Origin of the sequence: Kitasatospora humi (assembly GCF_020907985.1) — a bacterium.
GTDB classification, from domain to species: domain Bacteria; phylum Actinomycetota; class Actinomycetes; order Streptomycetales; family Streptomycetaceae; genus Kitasatospora; species Kitasatospora humi.
Map to the genome: position 1 here is coordinate 238,519 of NZ_JAJJPA010000004.1, position 26,784 is coordinate 265,302.

Here is a 26,784-nt window from a genome sequence, read left to right on the forward strand (position 1 = left end):
TGGGGTTGCCAACGGCGGTGTGACGTAGATCGCTTCGGGTTTCGCATGAACCGCTCGTCAGCCCGGGGGTGGGGAGGGCCCGTTGAAAGCGGGGCGGCCGGGGCGGGTTGTCGGTGTGCTGTCGTCGATCTGTCGGCGATCTGTGGGTGGCTGCTGCGACCTTGAGTGGTGGGTGGTCGCCGCGCATCGGCGCTCCGGCTCGACCGTGCCCGTCCAGTCGCCCTGAGCCTGAGGAGCCTGCCGCCATGACCTCCGATCCGCCTTCCCGGAGTTGGGACGTTCGTCGTCTGCCAGGTGCCGAGGGCAGGACCTTCCTGGTCACCGGTGGAAACGCGGGGATCGGCTACTTCACCGCGGAACAGCTCGCCGGAACCGGGGCCGACGTCGTGCTCGGCGGTCGGGACCCCGCGAAGGCCGAAGCCGCCATGGCCTCGATCCGCTCCCGGGTCCCCGGCGCGCGCGTGCGTCACCTCCGGCTGGACCTCGCCGACCTGTCGTCCCTCAGGGCCTCTGTGGACGCGTTGGAGCTCGAACAGCTCGACGCGGTGGTCTACAACGCCGGAATCGCCCTCGACGAGCCACCGCGTCGCGAAACCCAGGACGGCAACGAGCTCATGTTCGGGACCAACCACCTCGGGCACTTCGCGCTGACCCAGTGGCTGGCGCCGCTGCTGTCGGCCGCGCCGGCAGGCCGCATCGTGACGGTCGGCAGTTTCGCGGCCAGGTCCGAGCGACTGGACCTGGACGATCCGCAGTCCACCAAGGACTACCGGCCAAAGCGCACCTACGGGCGGTCGAAGCTGGCGCAGATGCACTTCGGCTTCGAGCTCGACCGCCGCTTGCGGGCCGCCGGCAGCACGGTGCTCAGCGTGGTGGTCCACCCCGGCGGCGCGCTGGATTCCCTCACACCCGCCCGCCCGCCGGTGCACGTGACGACCGTCGGCGAGCGGCTGAGCGGCCTGCCTGCCGGCCTCTTCGTCCAGGGCAAGCACGCCGGAGCCTGGCCCGCGGTGCGGGCCGTCCTCGACCCGCAGGTGAGGGGAGGACAGCAGTGGGGACCGAGGGTCTTCGGCCTGCGGGGCAAGCCACGGCCGGAGCCCCGCTACGACAACCTGACCGACACCGCGGTCGCGGCCCGGCTTTGGGCCGTCAGCTGCGACCTGGCCGACGTCGACCCGAACCTCGGCCTCCCGTAGGCGTCCCACCGCCGAGACAGCGGTCCGGTGTCTGCCGCCCACTGGGCTGGTGGCCGGCTGGGGCGAGCCGTTCCCGCGCTGGAGCCCGTTCGTCGGCAGCCGTCGGGTGCCCCCACCCGCCGCCGTGATCCCGGTGCTGCTGGGCGGCCCGGCCCTGGTGGCGATGTTCGACCTCATGCCGCTCGCCTGGGCGGGCATCCTGCCCGAGGCGGGGTCCAGCAGCGGATGGTGGATGGCTCTGGCCCGGCTGCGCAGCGGCCCGGCGATGCCGTGGGGGCCGATCGTGCCGGCTCTGGCTCGGGCCCTGGCCTACTACCGGCGGCGCCGACCTGCCTGACGGGCCCGCCGGTCCGGCCCGCCGAGCCCGGTCTCCAATGGACCGTTGGCCGACGGGCGCCCGGAGCGGACCAGGGCGCCCGCGACACGGATCACATGACGTTGCTCTGGTAGGCGGTGGCCCCCTGCACGTTGGCGGCTATGGCGGTGTACGCCTGGATGTTCGACGCCCGTTCCAGCTCCGCGGCGCCCGGCACCAGCGACTGGTAGCGGCGGGCCTGGGCATGCCCCGCCGCCAGGGCCGGCAGTGCGGTGGCGGCCCCGGAGCGGGGGATGCCGAGGGCGTCGGCGATCGCGTCCCCGTGGAAGTGGCGGGCCAGGGCGTTCATCAGGTCCTGCGCCGACTCCTTGGTGAAGGTCGACCGCGGGGCCTGGGCGAGGAACTCGGCCGTGGCGTCGTAGAGGGCCCTGTTGAGCACCCGGCTGTTGGCGTCGGGTGCGTCGCTGGTTGAGTCCAGCAGGTCCGCGAGCGCCGACGCCTCGGCGTGACTGCGGGTGCCGAGGAAGAAGCCCTCGTCCAGGCCCAGGAGACGGGCGACGTACCACCAGTACTCGTAGAGGCTCCGCTGCTCCTCCTCGGTCAGGACGAATCCCACGGCGGCCAGGAAGGAGTACGGCACCACGGTGAAGTCCAGCCAGGTGCGGGCGACGTCCACCTGGTTGATCGGCAGGCCCCAACGCCCGGTGTCCCAGCCGTGCTTGAGCGCCGTCGCCCGGATCCGGGCGTGCAGCAGGCGTACTTGGACGGTCTGGAGGTAGCCGGTCGCCCCTCGAAGGAGTCCGCCCGGGAGGATCGCGCTGATCTTCCACAGGCTGGTCTCGGCGAGCCGCCGGGCCGCCATCGTGTCGAGCTGCCCGGTCTGGACGAGGAGCCGGGCGATGCTCGGCGAGCTGTAGGTGTGGGACAGCGAACCGGCGGAGAACGCGAGCGTGTTCCACAGCGGCGGCACCAGGTGCGCGACCCGGTCACCGGCCGCCAGGGCCTCCCGGTCGACCCAGTCGGGCAGCGTTTCGAGCTGCTGCAGCAGTGCCCCGATCGCCGGCGGCGGGTCGCCCAGGGTGCTCAGGCCGTCGGCGAGCCCCTGGTTGAGGAGCCGGCGGCCGTCCTTGCCCAGGGCGTCCAACTCGGCTGTCACGGCGTCGGCGAGCGGGTCGCCCACAGTGAGCATGCGGGCCATGTGCTCGGCCCGCTCGCCGTGCGCTGCCTTCGCCGCCTCGAAGTTGACGAGGCGCTCGGGGAGCGGGGCGGTGGTGTGGGTCGTCGTCATAGATGTGTGATCCGGTCCGGTGAAGGTGTGTCAGTTCGAACTGTCTGAAAGGCTACGGGCATGCGATTCGATGCCGTTCCGATGCCGCCCGCCGTCGCCGCCCGGCCGCGGGACGAGCGGGGCTACCCGGTGCCCGCGATCACGCCCTGGGAGGACGGGGAGCCGACGTTCGCGCTCACCGACTACGAGCGCAGCGCCCGGTGCGCGCGCCGGCGGGAGTGCTCGGTGTGCGGGGAGCTCATGGAGCGGGGGCCGGTGTGGCGGGTGGTGGGCACCACCGAGGCCGAGGCGATCGGGCGGGCGCTGGCCGCCGGGGCGCCGTACCGCAACATGGCCCCGACCCTGGAGGGGCCGGGGCACCGGGCCTGCATGCTCTACGCGTCGATGGTCTGCCCGTACCTGGCCCGCCCCAACGCCCGGCGCTCGCGGGACGTGCAGGGGGCGGAGGAGGTGACGGGCGAGCTGGTCCGCGGCAGGGCCCGGGGCACCATGGGGGCGGTGGTCGGCTTCGCGGACTACGAGTTCGCGATCACCGCCACCCGGGTGCTGTTCCGGTTCCTGGACGTGGTGGAGTTCCTGCCGCACCAGGAGGCGGCCGACCAGCTGGCCGCGCTCCGGGCCGAGCTTCAGGGGCGGTAGGCGGGCAGGCCCGGCATGGCGGCGCCGCCCGGGTGCGGGAGCAGCTCGCCGTCGGCAGGCATGGCGGCGGTGCCGTTCGGGGTGCGGACGGTGACCTCCTTGCCGTCCGGCGAGAAGGCGGGCTCGGTGTAGTCGGTGGTGGCCCCCGGGGTGAGGTCCTGGGGGGTGATCGTGTTCTGGCCCAGCCGCACCTCGAAGAGGTGGTCGTGGCCGCCGACCGAGCGGACGAAGACCACCTCGTTGCCGTCCGGTGAGAGCGCCGGCTCGGAGCCCTCGGTGAGCTTGTAGCCCTGCTGGCGCGTGTAGTCGTCGCGGATGTAGACCGAGCCGTCGGCGGTGTTCTCGTAGGCGATGCTGCCATGGGTGCCGCCCACGTTCGCCCAGGTGTTGGCGGTCTGCGGCAGGGTGACCGGTCCGTTGTCGCCGGGGGCCCCGGCGCTGAGCGGCAGCACCGTGGGGGTGCCGTTGACGGCGTCGCCCCGCACCTGCATCAGCTTGGTGGTGCCGCCCCGGTCGGCGGTGAAGATGATGGTGTCCCGGTTCGGGAGGCCGATCTGGGGATCGGGCATGGTCATCATCCAGGTGGGGTGCGACCAGGTCTGGCCGCCGGGGTTCTTGGCGGCCACGATCTGGTCGGTGCCGTCCGGCTTGGCGGTCACCAGGTCGCCGTTGCCGTTGACGAACACCGCCCTGCTGCCGTCCGGGGCCCAGGCGAGGTCGCGCACCCGGGTGTGGAAGTCGACGACGGAGTCGGGCATCTGCACCAGGTTGGTGCCGTTGCTGATGGTCAGGTGCGGGGTGCCGGTGCCGCGGGTGGGCGCGCCGGGGCCGCTCGGCGTGGCGCTGCCGCCGGGAGCCGGGGCACCCGTGCGGGTCGCGGACGGCCTCGGGGTGGTGCCGTTTCCGGTGGGCGTCGAGCCGGCGGCGGGCGTCTGGGCTCCGGGGGCCGACGGGGTGGCGGTGGCCGACGGGACGGCGGCGGGTGACGACGCGGCGGGCTCGGTGGCGGTGAGCGTCGCGGCGGGCGAGGACGCGGCCGACGGCGCGGCGCCGTCCGGCCCGCAGGCCGTCAGCAGCAGGGTGGAGCCGACGCTCAGCGCGGCGGTGAGGGCCAGAGCGGCGGCGGAGCCGCGACGACGGCGAACGGCCATGGGAACTTCCCCCCGGAAGGTGCGGTGTTCAGCTGGTGTGGGCACCAGTCTGGCGGCCGCAACGTCCGGTTCCGGTCGGGCGGCCGTCACAGCTCTGTCACAAGCCCTACAAGCCCAGGGTGCGGGCCCGCAGCGCCGCCCGTTCCAGCAGCCGGTGGATGTCGGCCTGCCGGGTGGTGGGCCGGTCGTTGTACTCGTCCGGGGAGTTGACGGGGCGTCCGGTGGCGTGCAGCACCTCCATCACCTGGACCCGCGCCGTCTGCACGGTGGCCGGGCGGCCGTAGCCGTGGGCCAGCACGGCCGCCTGGGCGCCGAGCAGGCAGACCCGCCCGTCGGCGTCCCACAGCGCGCCCTGCAGCCAGCCGGCGGCGGCGAGGTAACGGGAGGTCAGCTCCAGGTGCTGGGCCGCGCTGACCGGCACCGGCCGGGCGGGGCGGCGGGCCAGCCGGTCCAGCGCGGTGCGGCGGGGGAGCGGGTGCCCGGCGTACCAGGGCTGCACGGTCCGGCCCAGCGGGCAGACGTACGCCACCGGGTGCCGGGCCGGGGCCGGCAGCCCGGCGAGGTAGGCCTCGATCTCGGCGATCAGGCCGGTGGCATCGACGGTGAGGTCGACGACGGGTGGGGTTGGTGGCAGCAGGGTCGGATGCACGGCAGGTCTCCTCTGTCCGTATTTGTGCCGTTTCATCCTGCGGGTCCGGGGTCGCACGCGCACGCAAGCCCCGGGTCCGTGTCGCCTCCGGGGCGGCCTCAGACGGCCGCGAGGGCCGCCAGCGCGCTGCGGATCTCCGCCGCCGGGTCACCCGCGTGGTAGGGGTGCTCGCTCGGTTCGATGGCGTCCAGGAACTCCTGGTAGCGCACCGCGTAGCCGAGGTGCCCGAACGGCGCGGCCAGTCGCAGCGCCCGCTCCGGATCGCAACCCGGCACCAGGGTGCGCCAGCTCTCGCACCAGGCGGCGGCCGCCTGGGCCCAGCGCTCCTCGGAGCAGAACTCCTTCGGCCGCAGCCCGTCGATCGCCGGGTGCCCGTAACAGGCGTCGGCGAAGTCCACCAGCACCGTGCGGCGGCCGTCGGAGCGCCAGTTGCCGGGGTGGAAGTCGCCGTGCAGCACCACGTCGGGCAGCCCACATGCGGTCAACTGCTCCACCAGGTGCGGCAGACGGGCGACCAGGGCGCGAGCGTCGGCCAGTTCGGCGGCGGTCAGCTCGGCGGCGGCCGGGCCGTCGAGGAGCGCCTCGACGGCCGGGACCAGGGCGGCCGGGGTGCGGTCCCGCAGTCCGGCCGGGGCACCGCCCGGGTAGCTCGCGGCGAGTGCGGCCTGGGCCCGGACCAGCCGCGGCACCGCGTCGGCGACCACCTCGGCGGACGGGCCCCAGCAGTCCTCGCCGGGCACGTGGTCGAGCAGCAGCAGACGCCGGCCCGGATCGGCGGCCACCACCGTCGGGGTCGACTCCGGGTCCACCGAGGCGAACAGGGCGATCACCGCGGCCTCGTCCACCGCGAACTGCCGCCCCGTCTTCAGCCAGACCGGCCCGGCGGCGGTGGGCAGCCGGAACAGCCCGGCCAGGTTCCAGGTCTTCACCTGCTCGACCGGACCCGTGGGTTGGCGGCCGGCCGCCGCCAGCGCCTGCTCCGCCCAGTCCAGCGCGGCCCGCACCCCGGCGGCGGTGGCGTACCCGGCGCGGTGCGGCTGCGGACGCAGCGCCTCCCGCTCGGCCGGCGTGGCGGGCCGCAGCACCAGGTCGGCGGGCGGCTCGGCCAGCAGCTCGGCGTGGTAGCTCACCAGGCCGCCGCGTCCGCCGCCCCCGCCCCGGACGTCCAGCAGGCGCAGCACCACGGTCGGCACGCCCAGCAGTTCGGCCAGGTGCTGGTTCACCGGCGCCACGTCGTGCCAGCGCGGCCGGTCCACCGGGAACGGTCCGACCACCCCCAACTGCCGTTCGTGATGGGTCAGCAGGACGTTCACCGTACGATCGGTAGCACTGTTCACCGGGGCAGTCTGCTGGTCGAACGGGTGGTCGGCGAGCGAATTTCGAAGGGGGGTGCGGCGAGTGACCGGGCTGCGACTCGCTGGGGTGGGCAAGCGCTACCGACGCGGTGGACCATGGGTGTTGCGCGATCTGGAGCTGACGTTGCCGGCCGGTGCGCTGGTGCGGATCGAGGGCGCCAACGGCAGCGGCAAGTCCACCCTGCTCAAGCTGGTCGGCGGGATCGAGCCGCCGAGCCGGGGGCGGATCGAGACGTCCGGTCGGCGGGCCTACGTGCCCGAACGGTTCCCGCCCGCGCTGCCGTTCGACGCCGGCGACTACCTCTGCCGGCTGGGCCGGATCCACGGGCTGAGCGCCCGGACGGCGGCCGAGCGGACCGCGTACTGGTTGGAGCGGTTCGGGATCGCCGACCGGGCCGGCACCCCGCTCAACCGGCTCTCCAAGGGCACCTGCCAGAAGGTGGCCGTCGCCCAGGCACTGCTCGCCGAGGCCGATGTGCTGCTGCTGGACGAGGCGTGGACCGGGCTCGACCAGGCCGCCCGGGCGGTGCTCGACGAGGCGGCGGCCGAACGCGCCGGACAGGGCGGCACGGTGCTCTTCGTGGACCACGATCCTCCGCCGTCCTCCGGCCCGGGGTACCCCCATCGCCTCGCCGGGCTGACCACCGCCGCCTACCTGGTCCAGGACGGGCGGGTGACGGCGCGTGAGGTGCCGGCGGCGTCGGCCCCCGGCCCGGGGGCGCCCCCGGGGGAAGACCGGGGACGGATGCAGCTGCTGGTCGCCGCCACCGCCGAGCTGCCCGAGCTGCTGCCCGGCACCCCGGAGCGCAGGCCGCAGCCGGACGGCACGGTGCGGCTGCTGGTGGCCGCCGAGCACTCGGACGCGCTGTTGCGCCGACTGCTCGGTGGGTCCGCGCCGGCGCACATCCTGGAGGTGACGCGCGTGGCGGCACAGTCGGGTCCGGAAGCGAAGCCGCTGGTGGCACGGGCGAGTTCGGAGACTCGGACGGTGGCGGAGCGGGCGAGTGCGGAGCCTCGGACGGCGGCGGAGCGGGGATGACGGCGCTGACCCGCTATCAGGTGGAGCTTCTGCTGCGCTCGCAGCGCTGGCTGCCGCCGTTCCTCGGCTACGCGCTGCTGCTGGCCGTCGGCGTGCAGACCGGCAGCCCGCTGCTGGACAGCCTCGGCGTGAACGCCGCACTGCTGGTGCCCGTGACCGCCTGGTACGCCCGGAGCACGCTGGCCGATCCTCCCCCAGCCTCCGGCCGGGGGTACCCCCATGCGGCCCGGGCGGTGCTGGTGGCCGCGCGGGGCGCGGCCCGCGTCCAACTCGCCGCGCTGCTCGCGGCGCTGCTGGCCGGACTGCTGCTGGCGGTGCTCGGAACGGCGGCGGTCTGGGCGCTCAGCGGGCCCACCGCCATCCCCCAGCCCCCGGCCGGGGGGACGCCCACGCCGGGCCACCAGGTGTCCGTGCCGGGTGCCCTGCTGGCCGGCCTGCTCGCCGCGGTGACCTGTGTGCTCACCGGGCTGGCCGTCGGCGCGCTCTGCCACCGGCCGGTGCTGCTGCGCGCCGGCTACGGGATGCTGGGCGCGCTGGGGCTCTCCGTGCTGGTGCTGGTGATGCCGGGCTCGCCGGCCAACCAGGCGGTGCGGGCCCTGGTCACCGGCTCCCGGCTGGCCCGGGTGGAGCTGCCGGTGCTCGCGCTGGTCACCGCCGCGGTGCCGGCCGCTCTGGTCGGGGCCGGCTCGGCGTGGCTGGCCGGACGGCGGACCGAGTGATGTCTATCGTGACGTCATCCTGACCAGCCCCCAGCCGTCCACCGCCGGAGGCCCCGCATGGCCTTCCCCGCCGCCGTCGCGGCCGACCGGCCCCGATCGGCAGGGCCGCGCCCGTCCAGCGGCCGGACCGTCGAACTGTTCCTGGTGCTGGGGGCGGTGGGGATCGCGGTGTTCGGATACGTCGAGGTCGGCGCCGAGTTGGACGGCCGCCCGCCCGCCGACGCGCTCCGCTACGGCGCGGCCCTGGGCGGCCTGGCGCTGCTGGCCCACCTGCTGGTGCGCTGGAGGGCGCGGTACGCCGACCCGCTGTTGCTGCCGATCGGCGTGCTGCTCAACGGGATCGGACTGGTCGTCATCTACCGGCTGGACCGGGCCACCCCGCACAGCTCGGCGGCGCCCACCCAACTGCTCTGGTCGACCCTGGGAGTGGGGCTCTTCGGGCTGGTGCTGGTGCTGCTGCCGGACCACCGGTGGCTGCGCCGCTACGCCTACAGCGGTGCGCTGGTCGCCCTGGTGCTGCTGGTCCTGCCGATCTTCTTCCCGGCGGTCTACGGCTCGCGGATCTGGATCACCGTCGGCTCGTTCTCCATCCAGCCCGGGGAGTTCGCCAAGGTCCTGCTGGTGATCTTCTTCGCCGCCTACCTGGCGGTGCACCAGGACACCCTGGCGCTGACCGGCCGCCAGGTCTGGCGGCTGCGGCTGCCGCCCGGGCGGGTGCTCGGGCCGGTGCTGCTGGTCTGGGCGGTCTTCATCGGGGTGCTGGTGCTGGAGACCGACCTCGGGATGTCGCTGCTCTACTTCGGCATCTTCGTGGTGATGCTCTACGTCGCCACCGCCCGCATCGGCTGGATCGTCATCGGCCTGCTGCTGGCCGCCGCCGGCGTGACGGTGGTCGGCTGGCTCTCGCCGCACGTGCACGCCCGGGTCGAGCAGTGGCTGCACCCGCTGGCCTCCATCCAGGCCGGGCAGGGCGCCAACCAGATCGCTCAGTCGCTGTTCGCCTTCGCCTGGGGCGGCCTGCTCGGCACCGGTCTCGGCAAGGGGCACTCGATCCTGATCGGCTTCGCGGCCAAGTCCGACTTCATCCTGGCCACCATCGGCGAGGAGCTCGGCCTGACCGGCCTGCTGGCGCTCTTCCTGCTCTACGCGCTGCTGATCTCCCGCGGCTTCCGGACCGGAATCGCGCTGACCGACCCGTTCGGCAGGCTGCTGGCGATCGGGCTGGCCACCATCATCGGACTGCAGCTCTTCGTGGTGGCCGGCGGAGTGCTGGCGCTGATCCCGCTGACCGGAGCCACCCTGCCGTTCATCGCGCAGGGCGGGTCGTCGGTGGTGACCAACTGGATCATCGTGGCCCTGCTGGTGCGCCTCAGCGACCAGGCCCGCCGCACCCTGCTCAGGGTCGCATGACGCCCGACGCCTCCGGGCGGCGCCCCGGCATCCGGATCACCGCCCGCCGGGCCGGCACCTTCTGCCTGCTGCTGGTGGTGCTGCTGGCGGCCCAGGCCACCCGGGTGCAGTACTTCCAGGCCAAGGGCTACAACGACAACACGGCCAACCAGCGCAAGGCGATCCTGCGCTACGGCCAGCCGCGCGGCCCCATCCTGGTGGGCGGGCAGCCGGTCACCGGCTCGGTGGCCACCGGCGGCCGCTACGACTACAAGCGCACCTACACCGACGGCCCGACCTACGCCGCCGTCACCGGCTTCTCCTCGCAGCTCTACGGCAACACCCAACTGGAGGGCACCGAGGACGCGCTGCTCAGCGGCACCGACGACCGGCTGGACGGCTGGGCGGTCTGGAACGCGATCACCCGCCACCAGAACCCCGGCGGCGCGGTCCACACCACCATCGACCCGGCCGCCCAGCGGGCCGCGATGGCCGGGCTGGACGGCCAGAAGGGCGCGGTGGCCGCGATCGAGCCGGCCACCGGGCGGATCCTGGCACTGGCCAGCACACCGTCCTACGACCCGGGCAGCTTCGCCGGCTCGTCCAGCGCGGACCAGCAGGCCTGGACCGAACTGCAGAGCGACAGCGACCAGCCGATGCTCAACCGGGCGCTGCGACAGACCTACCCGCCCGGCTCGACCTTCAAGGTGGTCACCGCGGCCGCCGCCCTGTCGGCCGGCGTGGTCACCGACATCAACGCCCCCACCACCGCTTCCCATCCGTACGTCCTGCCGGGCACCACCACCCCGCTGGTCAACGACACCGGCTCCTGCGACGTGGCGGGCCTCGACCTGGCCACCGCGATGGCGCTGTCCTGCAACAGCGTGCTCGGCTACCTCGGGGTGCAGACCGGCCTGAACCGGATGGTCGCGGTGGCGCAGGACTTCGGCTTCAACGATCCCAGGCTGGACATCCCGGTGCGGGCGGCCCGCAGCAACTTCGACACCGCGATGGACCGGTCGCAGCTCGCGCTCTCCTCGATCGGCCAGTTCGACACCGCGGCCACTCCACTGGTGATGGCCATGGTCGCGGCCGGGGTCGCCGACAACGGCACCGTGATGTATCCCCAGCTTGTGGACAAGCTCACCCAGTCCGACGGCAGCACCGTGCAGCTGATGCGGCCGCGCCCGTACCGGCAGGCGATGAGCCCGGCGGTGGCCGGCCAGGTCCAGCAGCTGATGACCGACGTGGTGACCAACGGCACCGGCGGCCCGGCGGCGATCCCGGGCGCCACGGTCGGCGGCAAGACCGGCACCGCGCAGCACGGTGTGCGCAACAGCGCGGTGCCGTACGCCTGGTTCATCTCCTGGGCCAAGCCGAGCGGCTCCTCGGACGTGCCGCCGGTGGCCGTGGCGGTGGTGATCGCGGACAGCACCGCCACCGATGTCACCGGCGGTTCGCTCGCCGCGCCCATCGCCAAGGCGGTGATGCAGGCGGTACTGAGCCCGTAGGCAGCGGGGATCCGTAGACCCGGAGGTTCCGGGTCCGCAGGCCCGTCGCCGCGGGGACTTCGGGTGACTTGTTCACCCTGGGGTATATTTATACGGAAGTCGTTATAAGTAAGACAAGAAAGCGCAGCGAACGTGTCCAGTACCACCACCGGCCTCGGCCACAGCCTGCTGCGCCGAAAGCCCGTCGCCGCCCTGATCGCCGAGAGCGCCGGCAAGGGCGGCAGCGGACAGCTGCGCCGGTCGATCGGCCTTTGGCAGCTCTCCGCGATCGGCATCGGCGCCACCGTCGGCACCGGCATCTTCTTCGTGCTGAGCTCCGCCGTCCCCGAGGCCGGCCCGGCCGTGGTGCTCTCCTTCGTGCTGGCCGCGGTCACCGCCGGTCTGACCGCGCTCTGCTACGCCGAGCTGGCCTCGGCGATCCCGGTCTCCGGCTCCTCCTACTCGTACGCCTACGCCACCCTCGGCGAGGCCACCGCCTACGGCGTCGGGATCTGCCTGCTGCTGGAGTACGGGGTGTCCGCCTCGGCGATCGCGGTCAGCTGGGGGCAGTACCTGAACAAGTTCACCGACCTGGCCTTCGGCTTCCGGATCCCGGACTGGCTGGCCGCACCGCCCGGCGACGGCGGCTACTTCAACCTGCCCGCCGTGGTGCTGGTCGCGATGGTCACCTTCCTGCTGGTCCGCGGGGTGAGCGAGTCCGCCCGGGTCAACGCGATCATGGTCGGCGTCAAGATCGTGGTGCTGGTGGCCTTCGTCGCCATCGGCCTGACCGGCTACCACTCCGGCAACCTGCACGACTTCATGCCCTTCGGCTGGTCCGGGGTCGGGGTGGCCGCCTCAAGCATCTTCTTCTCCTTCATCGGCCTGGACGCGGTCTCCACCGCCGGTGAGGAGGTGCGCAACCCTCGCCGCAACCTTCCGCTGGCCATCGTGATCTCGCTGGTCGTGGTCACCCTGCTGTACGTCGCGGTGGCGCTCACCGCGATCGGCGCCCAGCCCTGGAGGAAGTTCGACGGGCAGGAGGCCGGGCTGGCGCAGATCCTGCAGGACCTCACCGGGCAGAGCTGGCCGGCCCTGATGTTCGCGCTCGGTGCGATCGTCTCGATCTTCAGCGTCACCCTGGTGGTGATCTACGGGCAGACCCGGATCCTCTACTCGATGGGCCGCGACGGGCTGCTGCCGGCCAAGTTCGCGAAGGTCTCCCCGCGCACCGGCACCCCGGTCTGGAACACCCTGGTGGTCGGCACCGGCGTGGCCCTGCTGGCCGCCTTCGTGCCGCTGGACATCCTGACCGACCTCACCTCGATGGGCACCCTGGTGGCCTTCGCGGTGGTCAGCATCGGCGTCATCATCCTGCGGCGGACCAACCCGGGCCTGGAGCGCGGCTTCAAGGTGCCGGGCTACCCGGTGGTCCCGGTGCTGAGCGTCGGCTTCTGCGCCTACCTGATCAAGGGGCTGCACCCGATCACCTTCGTGTTCTTCGGTGCCGCGCTGCTGATCGCGGCGGCCGGCTACTTCGGCTACGGCATCCGGCACTCCCGGCTGGGCGCGGCGGAGGCGGAGGCTGAGGCGGCGACGGCGCGCGAGCCGGAGCCGGTGGCGGTCGGCGCGGCCGAGTAGCACCCGGGCGAACCGGCGCCCGGCGGGTGCTGGGGTCACTCGCGGGAGCACCCGACGAGCCGGCCTCGCCGGCGCCGCATCACCCGTGTGGCCCGCCCGGGGCGGCGGCGCGTCACCTGTGTGGCCCGCCCGAGGTGGTGCCGCGTCAGCCGTGTTGCCCGCCCGAGGGGCGCCGCGTCACCCGTGTGGCCGCAGACGGCCGGTAGTGCGCCGCCCTACCCTGCCAACCATGGTGAGCGCGCGTACCGCCGGACGACCCCGCCTGCCGCACCAGAGGCCGGCCGGGTGGGAGCCCGGACCGTCCACCGGGTGGGGGCGGTTGCGTGCCACGGCCACCCGGGCGGGCCGCCGCCGTTCGGTGCGGCTGCTGCTCTGCCTGGTCGCGGCCGGCTGGGCGGCCGCCTTCCCGCTGCTCTCCCGGCTGGCCAACCAGCGGCTCTGGGGCACCCTCGCCGCCCCCGCGTACCTGCTCGCCGGGGCGGCCGTGCTGCTGCCGCGGCGGATCGCCGCCCGGGTGGCCGCCGCCGTCGCGCTGCTCGGCGCGGTGCTGCTGCCGCTGGCGGTGCTGGCGGTGCGCAGCCGGGCGCAGTCGGAGGTCGGGGTGGTCGAGCGCTCCGCCCGGCTGCTGCTGCACACCGGCACCCCCTACCTGCCGCACCCGGCGGCCGTCACCGAGTTCGACCCCTACCTGCCCGGGATGGCGCTCTTCGGGCTGCCCCGTGCGCTGCTAGGGCGCGCCGGCCCGGCGGCGCTGCTGCTCGGGGACGCCCGGCTCTGGTTCGCGCTCGCCTTCCTCGGTGGCCTGGCGGGCAGCTGGCGGTTGCTCGGCTGCCGCCCGTGGCGCTCCGTGGTGCTGCCGCTGCTGCTGCTCACCGGCTCTCCGGTGATCGCGCTCAGCCTGGCGGTGGGCGGGGTGGACCTGCCGCTGATCGGCATCTGCTGCCTGGGTCTGGCGCTGGCCGCCCGGGGCCGGGCCACCGCGGCGGGCGCGGTGCTGGCACTGGCCTGCGCGCTCAAGTGGACGGTCTGGCCGGCGTTACCCGTCGCCGTGCTGCTGCTGCGGCGGCGCGGCGGGTGGCGGCCGGCCGTGCGGGCGGCGGTGATCGCGGTGTCGGCCGTGCTGGCGGTGCTGCTGCCGTTCGCGCTGACCAGGCCGCAGGACCTGTGGCTGCAGGTGGTCCGGTACCCGCTGGGACTGACGGCGGTGCACACCCCGGCCGGCAGCCCGCTGCCCGGCAAGCTGCTCGCCGACCTGGGGCCGGCCGGGCGGGTCGCCGCGCTGGTGCTGCTGCTGGTGGGCGGGTCGGCGGTGGCGGGCTGGGTGCTGCTGCGGCCGCCGACCGGTGCGGTGGCCGCGGCGGACCGGCTGGCGGCGGGGCTGACCGTGGCCTTCCTGATGGCGCCGACCGCCCGGTTCGGCTACCTGGCGCTGCCGGCGGTGCTGGTCGGGTGGCCCCGGCTGGCCGTCCGGAGCCGGAACGGGCGGGGTGCGCGGCGGGCCCTTACGGTGGAGCGGGAGAGCAGCACCGTCTGCCGCTGAACCGGGCTGACGGTCCGTGAGCAGCACGGGAACCGGCGTTCGGGCGCCGGACGTTCCCGGTGGTGTCGACCCGGCGTCAGCCCGCCCGAGCCCAGGAGGATCCGCATGCCCGAGCAGCGTCCGGACGAGCAGCAGCCGGCCGGGGAGCGGCCGGTGCGGGGGCGGTGGCGGCCCGGGCGGCGGCGCTTCCTCGGGCTGGCGGGGGCCGCGGCGGCGGGCGCCGGCCTGGCGGCCTGCGGGACGGGCGGGCCGACCGGCGCCAAGGCCCGCGTGGCGGCCGGCACACCGGCCGCCACCGCCTCCTCCTCGCCGCACGCCGCCGCCACCGCACCCCAGCGGGAGAACGACCGGCCCGGCAGCCCCGATTGGCGGATCGGCAACGCCGGACCCGACCGGGCGATCGAGGGTTGGGCGGACCGGGTGAGCGTGCTGCCTGGAGAAACGTTTGGCCTGCACGTCTCCACGACCGCGCCCGGCTACCGGGTGACGGCCTATCGGATGGGCGACTACGGGGGCGCCCGGGGCCGTCAGGTCTGGCAGTCCGACCGGCTGCCCGGCAGCCGGCAGTCCGCCGCCTCGACGGACCGGGCGACCAGGATGGTGGCCACCGACTGGGCGCGCAGCACCCAGGTGGACACCACCGGCTGGCCGGAGGGCAGCTACCTGCTGCGGCTGGACGCGGATGGCGGAGCCGGCCAGCGCTACGTGCCGATCACCGTCCGGTCGGCGAGCACCGCGGGCAAGCTGGTGGTGGTGAACGCGGTGGCCACCTGGCAGGCCTACAACGAGTGGGGCGGCTACAACCTCTACAACGGGCCGAACGGCGCCTACGCGACCCGCTCCCTGGTGGTCTCCTTCGACCGCCCGTACCAGTACGACAACGGCGCCGGGCTCTTCCTGGTCTATGAGGCGCCGCTGATCGCGCTGGCCGAGAAGCTCGGGCTGCCGCTCGCCTACACCACCTCCACCGACCTGGCCGGCACCCCCGACCTGCTCAAGGGCGCCCTGGCGGTGCTCTCGCTCGGGCACGACGAGTACTGGTCGCCGGAGCAACGCGCCCACGTCACCGCGGCCCGCGACGCCGGGACCAACGTGGCCGTCCTGGGCGCCAACTGCTGCTTCCGGCGCGTCCGGTACGAGCCCTCGCCGACCGGCCCGGACCGGCAGGTGGTCTGCTACAAGACCGCCTACCAGGAGGACCCCGGGTTCAGCGCGGGCAAGCCGCCCACCAACGACTACCGGGCGGAGCCCGGCGCCGACCCGGAGAGCTCGCTGCTCGGGGTGATCTACGACGGCTACCCGGTGGACGCGCCCTACGTGGTGACCAACCCCGGGCACTGGCTGCTGGAGGGCACCGGGGCCAAGGCGGGGGACAGCTTCGCCCATCTGGTCGGCGTGGAGTACGACCGGGTGAACCCGGGCTTCAGCACGCCCCGGCCGATCGAGGTGCTGGCGCACTCACCGGTGGTCTGCGAGGGCCGCCACAGCTACAGCGACACCGCCTTCTACGCCGCCCCCAGTGGCGCCGGGGTCTTCGCCAGCGGGACCATGCGCTGGGTGGAGGCGCTGGACGCCACCGGTGACGGCAGCTCGGGGGCCGACCACTCGATGGACGCCCGGGCGGGCGCCTACACCCAGCAGGTGACCACCAACCTGCTGAAGGCGTTCGCGGCCGGCCCGGCGGGCAGGGCCCACCCGCCGCAGGACAACGTGACGGCGGTCTACGGGTCCGGGCACTGAGGAAAGCGCTGACGGCCGGTCAGCGGACCGGCCGTCAGCGCACCTCGGTCGCCCGGTCAGCCGTTGTTGCCGACCTTCAGCACCTCGGCCACCGCCGGGGCCGCCGCGTCGGCGCCGAAGTTGCCCTGCAGCACCTCGGCACTGACCGCCAGGTTGTCCCGGTAGCCGGTGAACCAGCTGTTCGGGGTGACGTTCGGCTGGGTCTCGGCGGTGCCGGTCTTGCCGCCGATCAGGTTGCCGGTGATCCCCTGGAAAGCCTTGAAGCCGGTGCCCGACGGGTCGGTGACCACGCTCTTCATCAGCGCCCGCAGCTTGTTCAGCACGTCCGGGGAGAGCTGCTTGGCGGCCGGCTGCTGCTGCATGCCGTCCACCAGGATCGGCTGCTTGAAGGTGCCGCTCTCCACCGTGGCGGCGATCGAGGCCATCGCCAGCGGGTTCATGGTGATCTTGCCCTGGCCCATGAACTCGCCGGCCGTCTCGTCCTTGCTCTGGCCCGGGCCCGGGATCCTGCCGTCGGCGTCGGTGATGCCGGTCTTCCAGTTCTGGCCGATGCCGTAGTAGTCCAGCGCCGTCTGGGCCAGGTCACCGGACTTCAGGGTGGCCAGGCCCTGCTTGATGAAGGCGGTGTTGCAGGAGACCGTGAAGTCCTGGGTGAAGGTGTACTCGTTGTGCGCGTCCGGGAAGTCGTTCTTGTAGGTCTGGCCGGTGGTGATGTGGTCCGGGCAGGGCATGTTGGCGTTCGGGTCGATCCCGGCCTGCAGCAGCGCGGTGGCCGTGATGATCTTCATCGTGGAGCCCGGCGCCGTGACGCCCATGAAGGCCAGGTTGAAGCCGGTGGCCGGGGCGTTGGCGATCGCCAGTACGTGGCCGGTGCTCGGCTCGATCGCCACCATGCCGGCGTTCGGGATCTTGCCCTGGCCGTTGGCGTACTGCTCGTCCACCGCCTTCTGGGCGGCCGCCTCCAGGCCGGCGTCGATGGTCAGCTTGATCGGCTTGCCCGGCTTGGGGTCGATGATGGTGAAGAGCGGCTCCGGCTTGTTCTTCCCGGCGTCGTCCGTGATCACCACGCCGGTGCCGGCGTCGGCCGGGTCGCCGGTGGTGGTGCCGGACTGGAACTTCTGCAGGACCCCGGCCAGCGACGGGAACTGGGCCAGCGACTGGCCGTTGCGGTCGGTCACCTTGGTCGGCGGGTTGAACACCTGCTGAGTGGTGATCGTCTCGCCCGGCCCCAACTGCGGGTGGAGCACGGTCGGCGCCCAGTGCACGGCGGCCTTGCCGTCGCTCATCTTCACCATGCCGACGTAGCCGGTGTAGTTCCAGACGTTGGTGGTGTTGGCGAACTCCACCTTGGACTTGAAGTTCATCAGCACCTGGTCGGCGGGCGCACCCGACGGGGACGCCGAGGCCGACGGCGACCCGGCGGCGGTGGGCTTCGCGGACGGCGCGGTGACCGAGCCGGGCGGCGGCGCGGTCGCGGAGGCGAACGCCGACGGTGTGGTCTGGGCACCCGGCGTCAGGGTCAGCGCGCTCGGCTTCAGGTTGTTCTGGAACGCCGTCAGCGCGGTCAGCGCGGTGGCCGGGTCGTCGGTCAGCTTGCTGGCCGCGTCCAGGTTGCCGGAGGACCAGGCGGCCAGGAAGTCCTTCTCCCCGGTCGCGGCCAGGTCGGGCGACGGCGGCTCGGCGACCACGTGGCGGGGCGGTGCGGCCGAGCTGCCCTTGCTGCTGCCGGATCCGACCAGCGAATACGCTCCATAGCCGCCGGCGGCCACGATGACGACCGCGACGGCACTGATGACGGCGGCCTTGGCGCCCTGACGCATGGTGCTGCTCCCGGAGGACGAGTGAATGGGACAACACAGCCTAAGCACAGGATTTCGGTGGTCCTGCCGGAGGAGGGTGCTCGTGACACAGCTGGTACACACCCTGACAGTCCGTCGGTTCAAGGGTGCGGTCCGTTGCTAGATCCAGCTGGTGAACCACATCCGGGCGCGCCAGTCGTCCATCGGAATCACCTGACCGGTGTACAGCGGGTAGAAGTAGAGGAAGTTCCAGACGATCAGCAGCACCAGCACACCTGCCGCCGCGCTGCCCACCAGCCGCCGTTCGGGGGTCGCCCCGGCTGGTCCGATCAGCGCGCCGACCAGCATGGTCACCGCCAGCACGATGAACGGCACGAAGGCCACCGCGTAGAACAGGAAGATGGTCCGGCTCTGGTACTCGAACCACGGCAGGAACCCGGCGCCGAGCCCGCAGAGCACCGCCCCGGCCCGCCAGTCCCGGCGCAGCGCCCACCGGTACAGGCAGTAGGCCAGCGCCGCCACCCCCGCCCACCAGAGCAGCGGGGTGCCGATCGCCAGCACCTCCGAGGCGCACTCGCTCGCCGAGCAGCCGCTCTGCCCGAACTTGGGCGACTGGTAGTAGAAGGAGACCGGGCGGCCGAGCACCAGCCAGCTCCACGGGTTGGACTGGTACAGGTGCGGGCTGTGCAGGTTGACGTTGAAGTCGTACATCTGCGAGTGGTAGTGCCACAGGGACCGCAGGCCCTCCGGCACCCAGGTCATGTCCACCCGGAACGGCATCTTCACCCTGCCGGCCAACGGCAGCGTGACGTACTCGGTGGAGATGCCGCGCCGGCCCACCGCCCAGTCCCGCCCGTAGCCGCCCATGCCGGGCTTCGTGCTACTGGCCAGCCAGCCCGACCAGGAGGCCAGGTAGACGCCGGCCGAGACCACCACGATCGAGGCGAAGGCGGGCAGGCCGTCCCGGAGCAGGGTGGTCCGGTACGGCCGCCGGGCCCCGGCCAGCCTGCGCGCGCCCAGGTCCCAGAAGACGGTCATCAGGCCGAAGAAGGCCGCCACGTACATCCCGCTCCACTTGGTGGAGCAGGCCAGTCCGACGCACACCCCGGCCGCCAGCCGGTACGGGCGCAGCCCCAGCCGCATCCGGTGGGCCAGTGCGGCGTCCGGGCCGTCGCCCAGGCGGCGGGCGATCCGGGCCCGGGTGCGGTCCCGGTCCAGCAGCAGGAACCCGAACCCGGCCAGGATCCAGAACATGACGATCAGGTCGAGCAGCGCGGTGCGGCTCATCACGAAGTGCAGGCCGTCCACCGACAGCAGCAGCCCGGCCACGCAGCCCAGCAGGGTGGAGCGGAACAGCCGGCGGGCGATCCGGGCGATCATCAGGATCGAGGCGGTGCCCAGCAGCGCCACCATGAACCGCCAGCCGAACGGATGCATGCCGAAGAAGTGCTCACCCAGGCCGATGATCCACTTGCCGACCGGCGGATGGACGACGAACGCCGGATCGGACTTGAACGGGATCACCTGCGGGTGGCCGACGATCTGGGCGTTGGCGGTGTCCGGCCAGTTGGTCTCGAAGCCGCCGTGCCAGAGCGCGTAGGCGTCCTTGGCGTAGTACGTCTCGTCGAAGATGATCCCGTCGGGGCTGCTCAGGTGCCAGAACCGCAGCAGCCCGCCGAAGAGCGCCACCAGCAGCGGCCCCAGCCACCCCGACCAGCGGCAGAGCCAGGACCACAGGCCGTCCGGGAGACGGATCCCGACCCGCAGCAGCAGCGGCGAGGGAGCCACCACCGCCGGGGTCACCCCGGGCCCGTCCGGCATCGGGGGCACCAGGCGCTGCGCCGCCGGGACCGGCGCGGGCGCCCGGTAGCCGAAGGCGGCCAGCCGGCGCACCCAGGGAGCGCGGGCTCCGGGTATCGCCGCGTCGCCGAGGTCCTGCTCGTCCACCGGGCCGACTCCCGCGGTGGTCTCGACCACCGTCGTCTCGGCCCCCGTCTCGCCAGTCACCCGCCACATCGTAGGGGCGGGAACCGGGAGCCGAGGCCTCGTGCCGGGCAGCTGCCCGGAACGTCCCGATACGCGTTGGGCCGGTCGCGCCGGGCCTGACAGGATGGCCCTGTGACAGGAGTACTCGTTCTCGCAGGCACCCCCATCGGCGACGTCTCGGACGCCCCGCCCCGGCTGCTCACCGAGCTGGCCGAGGCGGACGTGATCGCCGCCGAGGACACCCGCCGCCTGCGCCGGCTCACCCAGGCGCTCGGGATCACCCCGGCCGGGCGGGTGCTCTCCTACTTCGAGGGCAACGAGGTCGGCCGCACCCCCGAGCTGGTCGAGGCGCTCACCGGCGGAGCCCGGGTGCTGCTGGTCACCGACGCCGGGATGCCCTCGGTCTCCGACCCCGGCTACCGGCTGGTCGCCGCGGCCGTCGAGGCGGGCATCCGGGTCACCGCGGTGCCCGGCCCGTCCGCCGTGCTCACCGCCCTGGCGCTGTCCGCGCTGCCGGTCGACCGCTTCACCTTCGAGGGCTTCCTGCCGCGCAAGACCGGCGACCGGGCCCGGGCCCTGGCCGAGATCGCGGCCGAACCGCGCACCATGGTCTTCTTCGAGGCCCCGCACCGGATCGCCGAGACCCTGGCCGCGATGGCCGAGGCGTTCGGCGCCGACCGCCCGGCCGCGGTCTGCCGGGAGCTGACCAAGACGTACGAGGAGGTCAAGCGCGGTCCGATCGGCGAACTGGCCGCCTGGGCCGCCGACGGGGTGCGGGGCGAGATCACCGTGGTGGTCGGCGGCGCCCCGCCCGCCGCCCCGGCGCAGCTCACCCCCGCCGAGCTGGCCGCCCGGGTGGCAGACCGGGAGGCGGCGGGGGAGCGCCGCAAGGAGGCCATCGCGGCGGTCGCCGCCGAGCTCGGACTGCCCAAGCGGGAGGTCTTCGACGCGGTGGTGGCTGCCAAGCACACCGCGTGACGACCGCGCGCGGACGGACCTCGCCCGACCCGATCCGGGCGCGTACCGTGGAGTGATGGACGTCAGAGGCACCCCCACACAATCGGGCGCCAGGTAAAGCGAGGACCTGAGAAACCCCGGCTGAGCTGCGGCTTCGTCGGCCCTTCGTACAGGGATCCCCAACTCCCCGCCAATTCTCGGCAAGTCGGGCATCGCAACGGGCCCGTTGGGCATTCCATCGGATGGAAAGACCCGCCCGGACGACCGTCCGGCGGGCGCAGGGAGACCGCGATGAGCGACACAATCGGTAGCCCGCAGCAGGGCGGCGGCACCCCGGCAACCGGCCCTTCGACGTTGCAGGCCGATGCGGCCCGGGGACCCGTCCCCACCGTCCGTGAGGCGTACTCCTTCGTCTGCCTCAACTGCGGGTACGGCTGGGAACAGGCGTACCAGATCGAGCACCACAAGGACCGCGACGGCAAGCAGAAGATCCTCTACCGCGCCAACGGGGTCCGGGTGCCCTCCCCGCTGCTCCAGCCGACCTGCCCCGGCTGCGGCGGCCACACCGTGCGGATCATGCGGGAAGGCCGGGTGGCCAGCACCCGCAGGTCCTCGACGTACGCGGCGCCAGGTTACGCGTTCTACGCCGAACCGCCGGACGCGCTCGTGTCCAACCCGTACGCGCAGTACGCCGGGCTGGCCGGACCCGCCGACGACGGTGCCCGCAGGCCCCGTCGGCTGCGGCGGCACTGGTACCAGTTCTGGCTGCCGCGCTCGTAGCGTCCGTCTGCGGACCCCCGGCACCCAAGGGCCCCGTCGGCGCGGCGGGGCCCGGCTAGGCTCTGGGCCATGGCTGCCAAGGACGACCGCTCCACCCCGCCCCCGCTGCCCGCCCCGCTCGCGGTGCCGGTGGCCGACTCCCACACCCACCTCGACATGCAGTCCGGCACCCCGGCCGAGGGGCTGGCCAAGGCGGCCTCGGTGGGCGTCACCACGGTGGTCCAGGTCGGCTGCGACCTGCCCGGCTCGCGCTGGGCCGCCGAGCTGGCCGCCGAGTTCGAACAGGTGCACGCGGCCGTCGCGCTGCACCCCAACGAGGCACCGCGGATCGTGCTCGGAGACCCGGACGCCTGGTCGGGCCGGCGGCGCCCGCCCGGCGGCTCGGCCGCGCTGGACGAGGCGCTGGCCGAGATCGACCGGCTGGCCGCCCTGCCGCAGGTGCGCGCCGTCGGCGAGACCGGCCTCGACTACTTCCGCACCGGCCCCGAGGGGGTGGAGATCCAGAAGGAGTCGTTCCGCCGCCACATCGAGATCGCCAAACGGCACGGCAAGGCCCTGGTGATCCACGACCGGGACGCCCACGAGGACGTGATCGAGGTGCTGCTCGCCGAGGGCGCCCCCGAGCGGACCGTCTTCCACTGCTACTCCGGCGACGCCGCGATGGCCAAGCTCTGCGCCGAGCACGGCTGGTACCTGTCGTTCGCCGGACCGGTCACCTTCAAGGCCAACCAGCCGCTGCGCGACGCACTGGCCGTCACGCCGCCGGACCGGATCCTGGTCGAGACCGACGCCCCCTTCCTCACCCCGCACCCCTACCGCGGCCGGCCCAACGCGCCCTACCTGATCCCGGTCACGGTCCGCTCGATGGCCGAGACGCTGGGGCTCGGCGAGGACGAGCTGTGCACGGCGATCGCCGCCAACACCGCCCGCGCCTTCGGCTACTGAGCTCCTGCCCCGGCCGGGCCTTCGGCTGCTGAGCCCCTGCCGCGGCCGGGCCTTCGGCTGCTGAGCCGCTGCCCCGGCCGGGCCTTCGGCTGCTGAGCCCCTGCCCCGGCACGGCCGGTAGCCTTACCCGGTGAGCACCACTGATCCCGCCTCCTCCGACAGTCACCTGCTCGGCGCCGCCGACATCCGCGAACTGGCCGCCGCTTTCGGGGTCCGCCCCACCAAACAGCGCGGTCAGAACTTCGTGATCGACGCCAACACCGTGCGCCGGATCGTCCGCGCCGCCGGGGTGATCGCCGAGGACGCGGTGGTCGAGGTCGGCCCCGGTCTCGGCTCGCTCACCCTGGCGCTGCTGGAAGTCGCCGCCCACGTCACCGCCGTGGAGATCGACCCGCTGCTGGCCCAGCACCTGCCGACCACCGTCGCCACCCGGATGCCGGCCGCGGCCGACCGCTTCGACCTGGTGCTCAGCGACGCCATGGAGGTCACCGAGCTGCCCGGGCCGGCCCCCACCGCACTCGTCGCCAACCTGCCGTACAACGTCGCCGTCCCGGTGCTGCTGCACATGCTGGCCACCTTCCCCAGCATCGAGCGCACCCTGGTGATGGTGCAGTCCGAGGTGGCCGACCGGCTCGCCGCCAAGCCCGGCAGCAAGGTCTACGGCGTGCCCTCGGTCAAGGCCAACTGGTACGCCGACGTCAAGCGGGCCGGCGCGATCGGCCGCAACGTCTTCTGGCCCGCCCCGAACGTGGACTCCGGCCTGGTCTCGCTGGTCCGCCGCCGGCCGCCCACCACCACCGCCAGCCGGGCCGAGGTCTTCGCCGTGGTCGACGCCGCCTTCGCCCAGCGCCGCAAGACGCTGCGCGCCGCGCTGGCCGGCTGGGCCGGTTCGCCGGCCGCCGCCGAGCAGGCCATCGCCGCCGCCGGGATCGACCACACCCTGCGCGGTGAGATGCTGACCGTCGAGCAGTTCGCCGCCATCGCCGAGCACAAGCCCGAGGAACCGTCCAAGTGATCACTGTCCGGGTGCCCGCCAAGGTCAACGTCCAGCTGGGAGTCGGTGGCCTGCGCGCCGACGGTTTCCACGACCTGGCCAACGTCTTCTTCGCGGTCGCACTCGGCGACGAGGTCACCGCCACCCCCGGCCAAGGCGTCACGCTCAGCTGCACCGGACCGGACGCCGGCGTCGTGCCGCTCGACGACACCAACCTGGCCGCCCGCGCCGCCCGCCTGCTCGCCGCCCGCCACGGCATCGAGCCCCACGTGCACCTGCACATCGACAAGGCCATCCCGGTGGCCGGCGGAATGGCCGGCGGCAGCGCCGACGGAGCCGCCGCCCTGGTCGCCTGCGACGCGCTCTGGCAGCTGGACACCCCGCTGCCGGTGCTGCTGGAGCTCGCCGCCGAACTCGGCTCCGACGTGCCGTTCGCGCTGCTCGGCGGCGTGGCCCTGGGACGCGGCCGGGGCGAGCTGCTGGAGGAGCTGCCGGTCACCGGCACCTTCCACTGGGTCTTCGCGGTCGCCGACGGCGGCCTCTCCACCCCGGCCGTGTTCCGCGAGTGCGACCGGCTGCGCGAGGCGGCCGGCACCGGCTCCAGCGCCGCCGAGGTGCCCACCCCCGACCCGTCCGCCGAACTGCTCGCCGCCCTCGCCGCGGGCGACCCGGCCGCCCTGGCCGACGCGCTCACCAACGACCTCCAGGCCGCCGCGCTCTCGCTCCGCCCCGCCCTCGCCGACTGCCTGCGGGCCGGCCTGGACGCCGGCGCGCTCGCCGCCCTGGTCTCCGGCTCCGGCCCCACCTGCGCCTTCCTGGCCAAGGACGCCGCCGGTGCGCAGGCCGTCGCCGACGCCCTGACCGCCTCCGGCACCTGCCGCACCGCCCACGCCACCCACGGCCCGGTACCGGGCGCGAGGATCGTCGCGGCCTGACCGGCACCGGCATCACTCGCTGGGTGCTCGCCCGCTCCTGCCTCGAACGAACCCGCTGCTGCCTTGAACGCCCAGGCGGGCAGGTGCCTTGAGCACCCAGGCGGGCAGGTGCTTTGAACGCCCAGGCGGGCAGGTGCCTTGAGCACCCAGGCGGGCAGGTGCCTTGAGCACCCAGGCGGGCAGGTGCTTTGAACGCCCAGGCGGGCAGGTACCTTGAACACCCAGGCGGCCAGGTACCTTGAACGCCCAGGCAGGCAGGTGCCTCGAACGCCCAGGCGGGCAGGCGCCTTGAGCACCCAGGCGGGCACGGCACACCCCCGCGCCACCCACCGCCGACCACCACGCGGGGTCAGCCGCGCCGTCCCACTACCCTTGGGGGTTCAATCACCCAACCCCGGGAGCGCAGCGCACGTGGCCGTCAACCTCGCCACCATCGAGTCCGTCACGAAGGTCTACGGCACCCGCGCCCTCCTGGACGCGGTCACCCTCGGCGTCAGCGAAGGGGACCGGATCGGCGTGGTCGGCCGCAACGGCGACGGCAAGACCACCCTGATCCGGATGCTCGCCAAGCTGGAGGAACCCGACGGCGGCCGGATCACCTGGAGCGGCGGGCTGCGCATGGCCGTCCTCACCCAGCACGACTCGCTCGACCCCGAGGCGACCATCCGGCACGAGGTGATCGCCGACCGCGCCGACCACGAGTGGCTCGGCGACGCCCGGATCCGCGACATCATCGAGGGCCTCTTCGGCGGCCTCGACCTGCCCGGCTTCAGCAACGGCCTGGACACCGTGATCGGCCCGCTCTCCGGTGGCGAGCGCCGCCGGATCGCCCTCGCCAAGCTGCTGCTCGGCGAGCCGGACCTGATCGTGCTCGACGAGCCCACCAACCACCTGGACGTCGAGGGCATCGCCTGGCTCGCCCGGCACCTGCAGAACCGCCGCTCCGCACTGGTCTGCGTCACCCACGACCGCTGGTTCCTGGACCAGGTCTGCACCCGGATGTGGGACGTGCAGCGCGGCGAGGTCCGCGAGTACGAGGGCGGCTACTCCGACTACGTCTTCGCTCGCGCCGAGCGCACCCGGATCGAGGCCACCGAGGAGCAGAAGCGCCAGAACCTGGCCCGCAAGGAACTCGCCTGGCTGCGCCGCGGCGCCCCCGCTCGCACCTCCAAGCCGCGCTACCGGATCGAGGCCGCCAACGCGCTGATCGCCGACGTGCCCGAGCCGCGCGACAAGAGCGAGCTGATGAAGTTCGCCAACGCCCGACTCGGCCGCACCGTCTTCGAGGTCGACGACGTGACGGTGACGGCCGGCGAGAAGGTGCTGCTGGAGCACCTCACCTGGAACCTCGGCCCCGGCGACCGGATCGGCCTGCTCGGCGTCAACGGCGCCGGCAAGACCTCGCTGCTGCGGGCCCTGCAGGCCGCCTACGCCTCGCAGGGCGATGTGCAGCCCGCGTCCGGCGTCATCAAGGTCGGCAAGACCGTCCGGCTGGCCTACCTCTCCCAGGAGATCGCCGAACTCGACCCCGCCACCCGGGTGTTGCAGGCCGTCGAGCAGGTTCGCGGCCGGGTCGACCTCGGCAAGGGCCGCGAGATGACGGCCGGTCAGCTCTGCGAGCAGTTCGGCTTCGGCAAGGACAAGCAGTGGACCCCGGTCGGCGACCTGTCCGGCGGTGAGCGCCGCCGCCTCCAGCTGCTCCGGCTGCTGATGGACGAGCCCAATGTGCTCTTCCTCGACGAGCCCACCAACGACCTCGACATCGAAACCCTCAACCAGCTGGAGGACCTGCTCGACGGCTGGCCCGGCTCGATGATCGTGATCAGCCACGACCGGTTCTTCATCGAGCGCACGACCGACGTGACCTACGCCCTGCTGGGCGACCGGCGGATGCGGATGCTGCCGGGCGGCGTCGACGAGTACCTGGAGCGGAGGGCCGCCGTCGCGGCCGTCGTCGCCGCTGCGCCTGCTGCGGCTGCTGTTGCGGCGCCGGCTGCTGCCGCGCCGGCCAAGTCGGGCGCGGAGAGCCGGGCAGCGAAGAAGGAACTGCAGCGCATCGAGCGCCAGTTGGCCAAGCTGGAGCAGCAGGAGAGCAAGCTGCACGACCAGCTGGCCGAGCATGCCGCCGACTTCTCCAAGGTCGCCGAGCTGGACGCGCAACTGCGCAAGGTACAGGAGGAGAAGGAGGAGCTGGAGCTCAACTGGCTGGAGCTGGCGGACTCCTGACGGTTGGTCG

At 73.5% G+C, this 26,784-nt stretch carries 22 protein-coding genes; 16 read left to right on the forward strand and 6 right to left on the reverse strand.

The genetic code is table 11. The features are described from left to right. Positions 1–245 precede the first annotated feature (245 nt). Together LN042_RS06815 and LN042_RS06820 are read left to right on the forward strand one after the other, a co-directional pair. A complete protein-coding gene (locus LN042_RS06815; RefSeq protein WP_230049405.1) occupies positions 246–1,196 on the forward strand; it encodes an SDR family NAD(P)-dependent oxidoreductase in 951 nt (316 codons plus the stop codon). A gap of 49 nt (positions 1,197–1,245) precedes the next feature. Continuing rightward, positions 1,246–1,533: a hypothetical protein gene (locus LN042_RS06820; RefSeq protein ID WP_230049407.1), complete on the forward strand. Its 288-nt coding sequence runs from the start codon at positions 1,246–1,248 to the stop codon at positions 1,531–1,533. A gap of 91 nt (positions 1,534–1,624) precedes the next feature. Here the strand turns inward: LN042_RS06820 and LN042_RS06825 are convergent, their stop codons facing one another. Continuing rightward, the gene (locus LN042_RS06825; protein WP_230049409.1) at positions 1,625–2,800 is read right to left on the reverse strand and encodes an oxygenase MpaB family protein; all 1,176 of its coding nucleotides are present in this window, start codon (positions 2,798–2,800) and stop codon (positions 1,625–1,627) included. A 60-nt stretch (positions 2,801–2,860) separates the two neighbouring features. On the opposite strand from LN042_RS06825, the gene LN042_RS06830 reads away from it, so the two are divergent. After that, complete coding sequence (locus tag LN042_RS06830) at positions 2,861–3,439, forward strand: hypothetical protein (protein ID WP_230049411.1); 579 nt, start codon at positions 2,861–2,863, stop codon at positions 3,437–3,439. Here the strand turns inward: LN042_RS06830 and LN042_RS06835 are convergent. From LN042_RS06835 to LN042_RS06845, 3 genes are all read right to left on the reverse strand, one after another. Beyond that, entirely contained in the window at positions 3,427–4,590 is a 1,164-nt protein-coding gene (locus LN042_RS06835) for an LpqB family beta-propeller domain-containing protein (protein ID WP_230049413.1), read from the reverse strand. The genes LN042_RS06830 and LN042_RS06835 overlap by 13 nt on opposite strands. Positions 4,591–4,696: 106 nt before the next feature. Then, the gene (locus tag LN042_RS06840; RefSeq protein WP_230049416.1) at positions 4,697–5,239 is read right to left on the reverse strand and encodes a DUF6197 family protein; all 543 of its coding nucleotides are present in this window, start codon (positions 5,237–5,239) and stop codon (positions 4,697–4,699) included. A 98-nt stretch (positions 5,240–5,337) separates the two neighbouring features. After that, positions 5,338–6,552: an aminoglycoside phosphotransferase family protein gene (locus LN042_RS06845; RefSeq protein ID WP_230049418.1), complete on the reverse strand. Its 1,215-nt coding sequence runs from the start codon at positions 6,550–6,552 to the stop codon at positions 5,338–5,340. A 94-nt stretch (positions 6,553–6,646) separates the two neighbouring features. Here LN042_RS06845 and LN042_RS06850 point away from each other — a divergent pair, with 94 nt between their 5' ends. The 7 genes from LN042_RS06850 to LN042_RS06880 all read left to right on the forward strand — a co-directional run bounded on the left by LN042_RS06850 (position 6,647) and on the right by LN042_RS06880 (position 16,152). Continuing rightward, positions 6,647–7,633, forward strand: a complete 987-nt coding sequence (locus LN042_RS06850) for an ABC transporter ATP-binding protein (protein WP_230049510.1) — start codon at positions 6,647–6,649, stop codon at positions 7,631–7,633. Next, positions 7,630–8,352 carry an ABC transporter gene (locus LN042_RS06855; RefSeq protein ID WP_230049420.1) on the forward strand — a complete coding sequence of 241 codons (723 nt, stop codon included), beginning with the start codon at positions 7,630–7,632 and terminating at the stop codon, positions 8,350–8,352. Before LN042_RS06850 ends, LN042_RS06855 begins: the two co-directional genes overlap by 4 nt. Before the next feature lie 57 nt (positions 8,353–8,409). Then, positions 8,410–9,762, forward strand: a complete 1,353-nt coding sequence (locus LN042_RS06860) for an FtsW/RodA/SpoVE family cell cycle protein (protein ID WP_230049422.1) — start codon at positions 8,410–8,412, stop codon at positions 9,760–9,762. Beyond that, positions 9,759–11,252: a penicillin-binding transpeptidase domain-containing protein gene (locus LN042_RS06865; protein WP_230049424.1), complete on the forward strand. Its 1,494-nt coding sequence runs from the start codon at positions 9,759–9,761 to the stop codon at positions 11,250–11,252. Before LN042_RS06860 ends, LN042_RS06865 begins: the two co-directional genes overlap by 4 nt. Before the next feature lie 132 nt (positions 11,253–11,384). Continuing rightward, complete coding sequence (locus LN042_RS06870) at positions 11,385–12,872, forward strand: APC family permease (RefSeq protein ID WP_230049425.1); 1,488 nt, start codon at positions 11,385–11,387, stop codon at positions 12,870–12,872. A 229-nt stretch (positions 12,873–13,101) separates the two neighbouring features. Next, positions 13,102–14,412, forward strand: a complete 1,311-nt coding sequence (locus LN042_RS06875; RefSeq protein WP_230049427.1) for a glycosyltransferase 87 family protein — start codon at positions 13,102–13,104, stop codon at positions 14,410–14,412. A gap of 105 nt (positions 14,413–14,517) precedes the next feature. After that, complete coding sequence (locus LN042_RS06880; protein ID WP_230049429.1) at positions 14,518–16,152, forward strand: N,N-dimethylformamidase beta subunit family domain-containing protein; 1,635 nt, start codon at positions 14,518–14,520, stop codon at positions 16,150–16,152. A gap of 56 nt (positions 16,153–16,208) precedes the next feature. On the opposite strand, the gene LN042_RS06885 is transcribed toward LN042_RS06880, so the two are convergent. Both LN042_RS06885 and LN042_RS06890 read right to left on the reverse strand, forming a co-directional pair. Continuing rightward, a complete protein-coding gene (locus tag LN042_RS06885; protein WP_230049431.1) occupies positions 16,209–17,972 on the reverse strand; it encodes a penicillin-binding transpeptidase domain-containing protein in 1,764 nt (587 codons plus the stop codon). A gap of 138 nt (positions 17,973–18,110) precedes the next feature. Then, complete coding sequence (locus LN042_RS06890; RefSeq protein ID WP_372495680.1) at positions 18,111–19,967, reverse strand: dolichyl-phosphate-mannose--protein mannosyltransferase; 1,857 nt, start codon at positions 19,965–19,967, stop codon at positions 18,111–18,113. A 102-nt stretch (positions 19,968–20,069) separates the two neighbouring features. On the opposite strand from LN042_RS06890, the gene rsmI reads away from it, so the two are divergent. From rsmI to LN042_RS06920, 6 genes are all read left to right on the forward strand, one after another. Continuing rightward, complete coding sequence (gene rsmI / locus LN042_RS06895) at positions 20,070–20,915, forward strand: 16S rRNA (cytidine(1402)-2'-O)-methyltransferase (protein WP_230049433.1); 846 nt, start codon at positions 20,070–20,072, stop codon at positions 20,913–20,915. A gap of 270 nt (positions 20,916–21,185) precedes the next feature. Further along, complete coding sequence (locus LN042_RS06900) at positions 21,186–21,674, forward strand: hypothetical protein (protein ID WP_230049435.1); 489 nt, start codon at positions 21,186–21,188, stop codon at positions 21,672–21,674. Positions 21,675–21,743: 69 nt separating this feature from the next. Next, positions 21,744–22,619: a TatD family hydrolase gene (locus LN042_RS06905; protein WP_230049437.1), complete on the forward strand. Its 876-nt coding sequence runs from the start codon at positions 21,744–21,746 to the stop codon at positions 22,617–22,619. A 130-nt stretch (positions 22,620–22,749) separates the two neighbouring features. Next, positions 22,750–23,634 carry a 16S rRNA (adenine(1518)-N(6)/adenine(1519)-N(6))-dimethyltransferase RsmA gene (gene rsmA, locus LN042_RS06910; protein WP_230049438.1) on the forward strand — a complete coding sequence of 295 codons (885 nt, stop codon included), beginning with the start codon at positions 22,750–22,752 and terminating at the stop codon, positions 23,632–23,634. Further along, positions 23,631–24,548, forward strand: a complete 918-nt coding sequence (locus tag LN042_RS06915) for a 4-(cytidine 5'-diphospho)-2-C-methyl-D-erythritol kinase (RefSeq protein ID WP_230049440.1) — start codon at positions 23,631–23,633, stop codon at positions 24,546–24,548. The genes rsmA and LN042_RS06915 overlap by 4 nt, the downstream gene beginning before the upstream one ends. 411 nt (positions 24,549–24,959) lie before the next feature. Then, positions 24,960–26,774 (forward strand): ABC-F family ATP-binding cassette domain-containing protein, encoded by a 1,815-nt coding sequence (locus LN042_RS06920; RefSeq protein ID WP_230049442.1) that lies wholly within the window; start codon positions 24,960–24,962, stop codon positions 26,772–26,774. Positions 26,775–26,784: the final 10 nt, after the last annotated feature.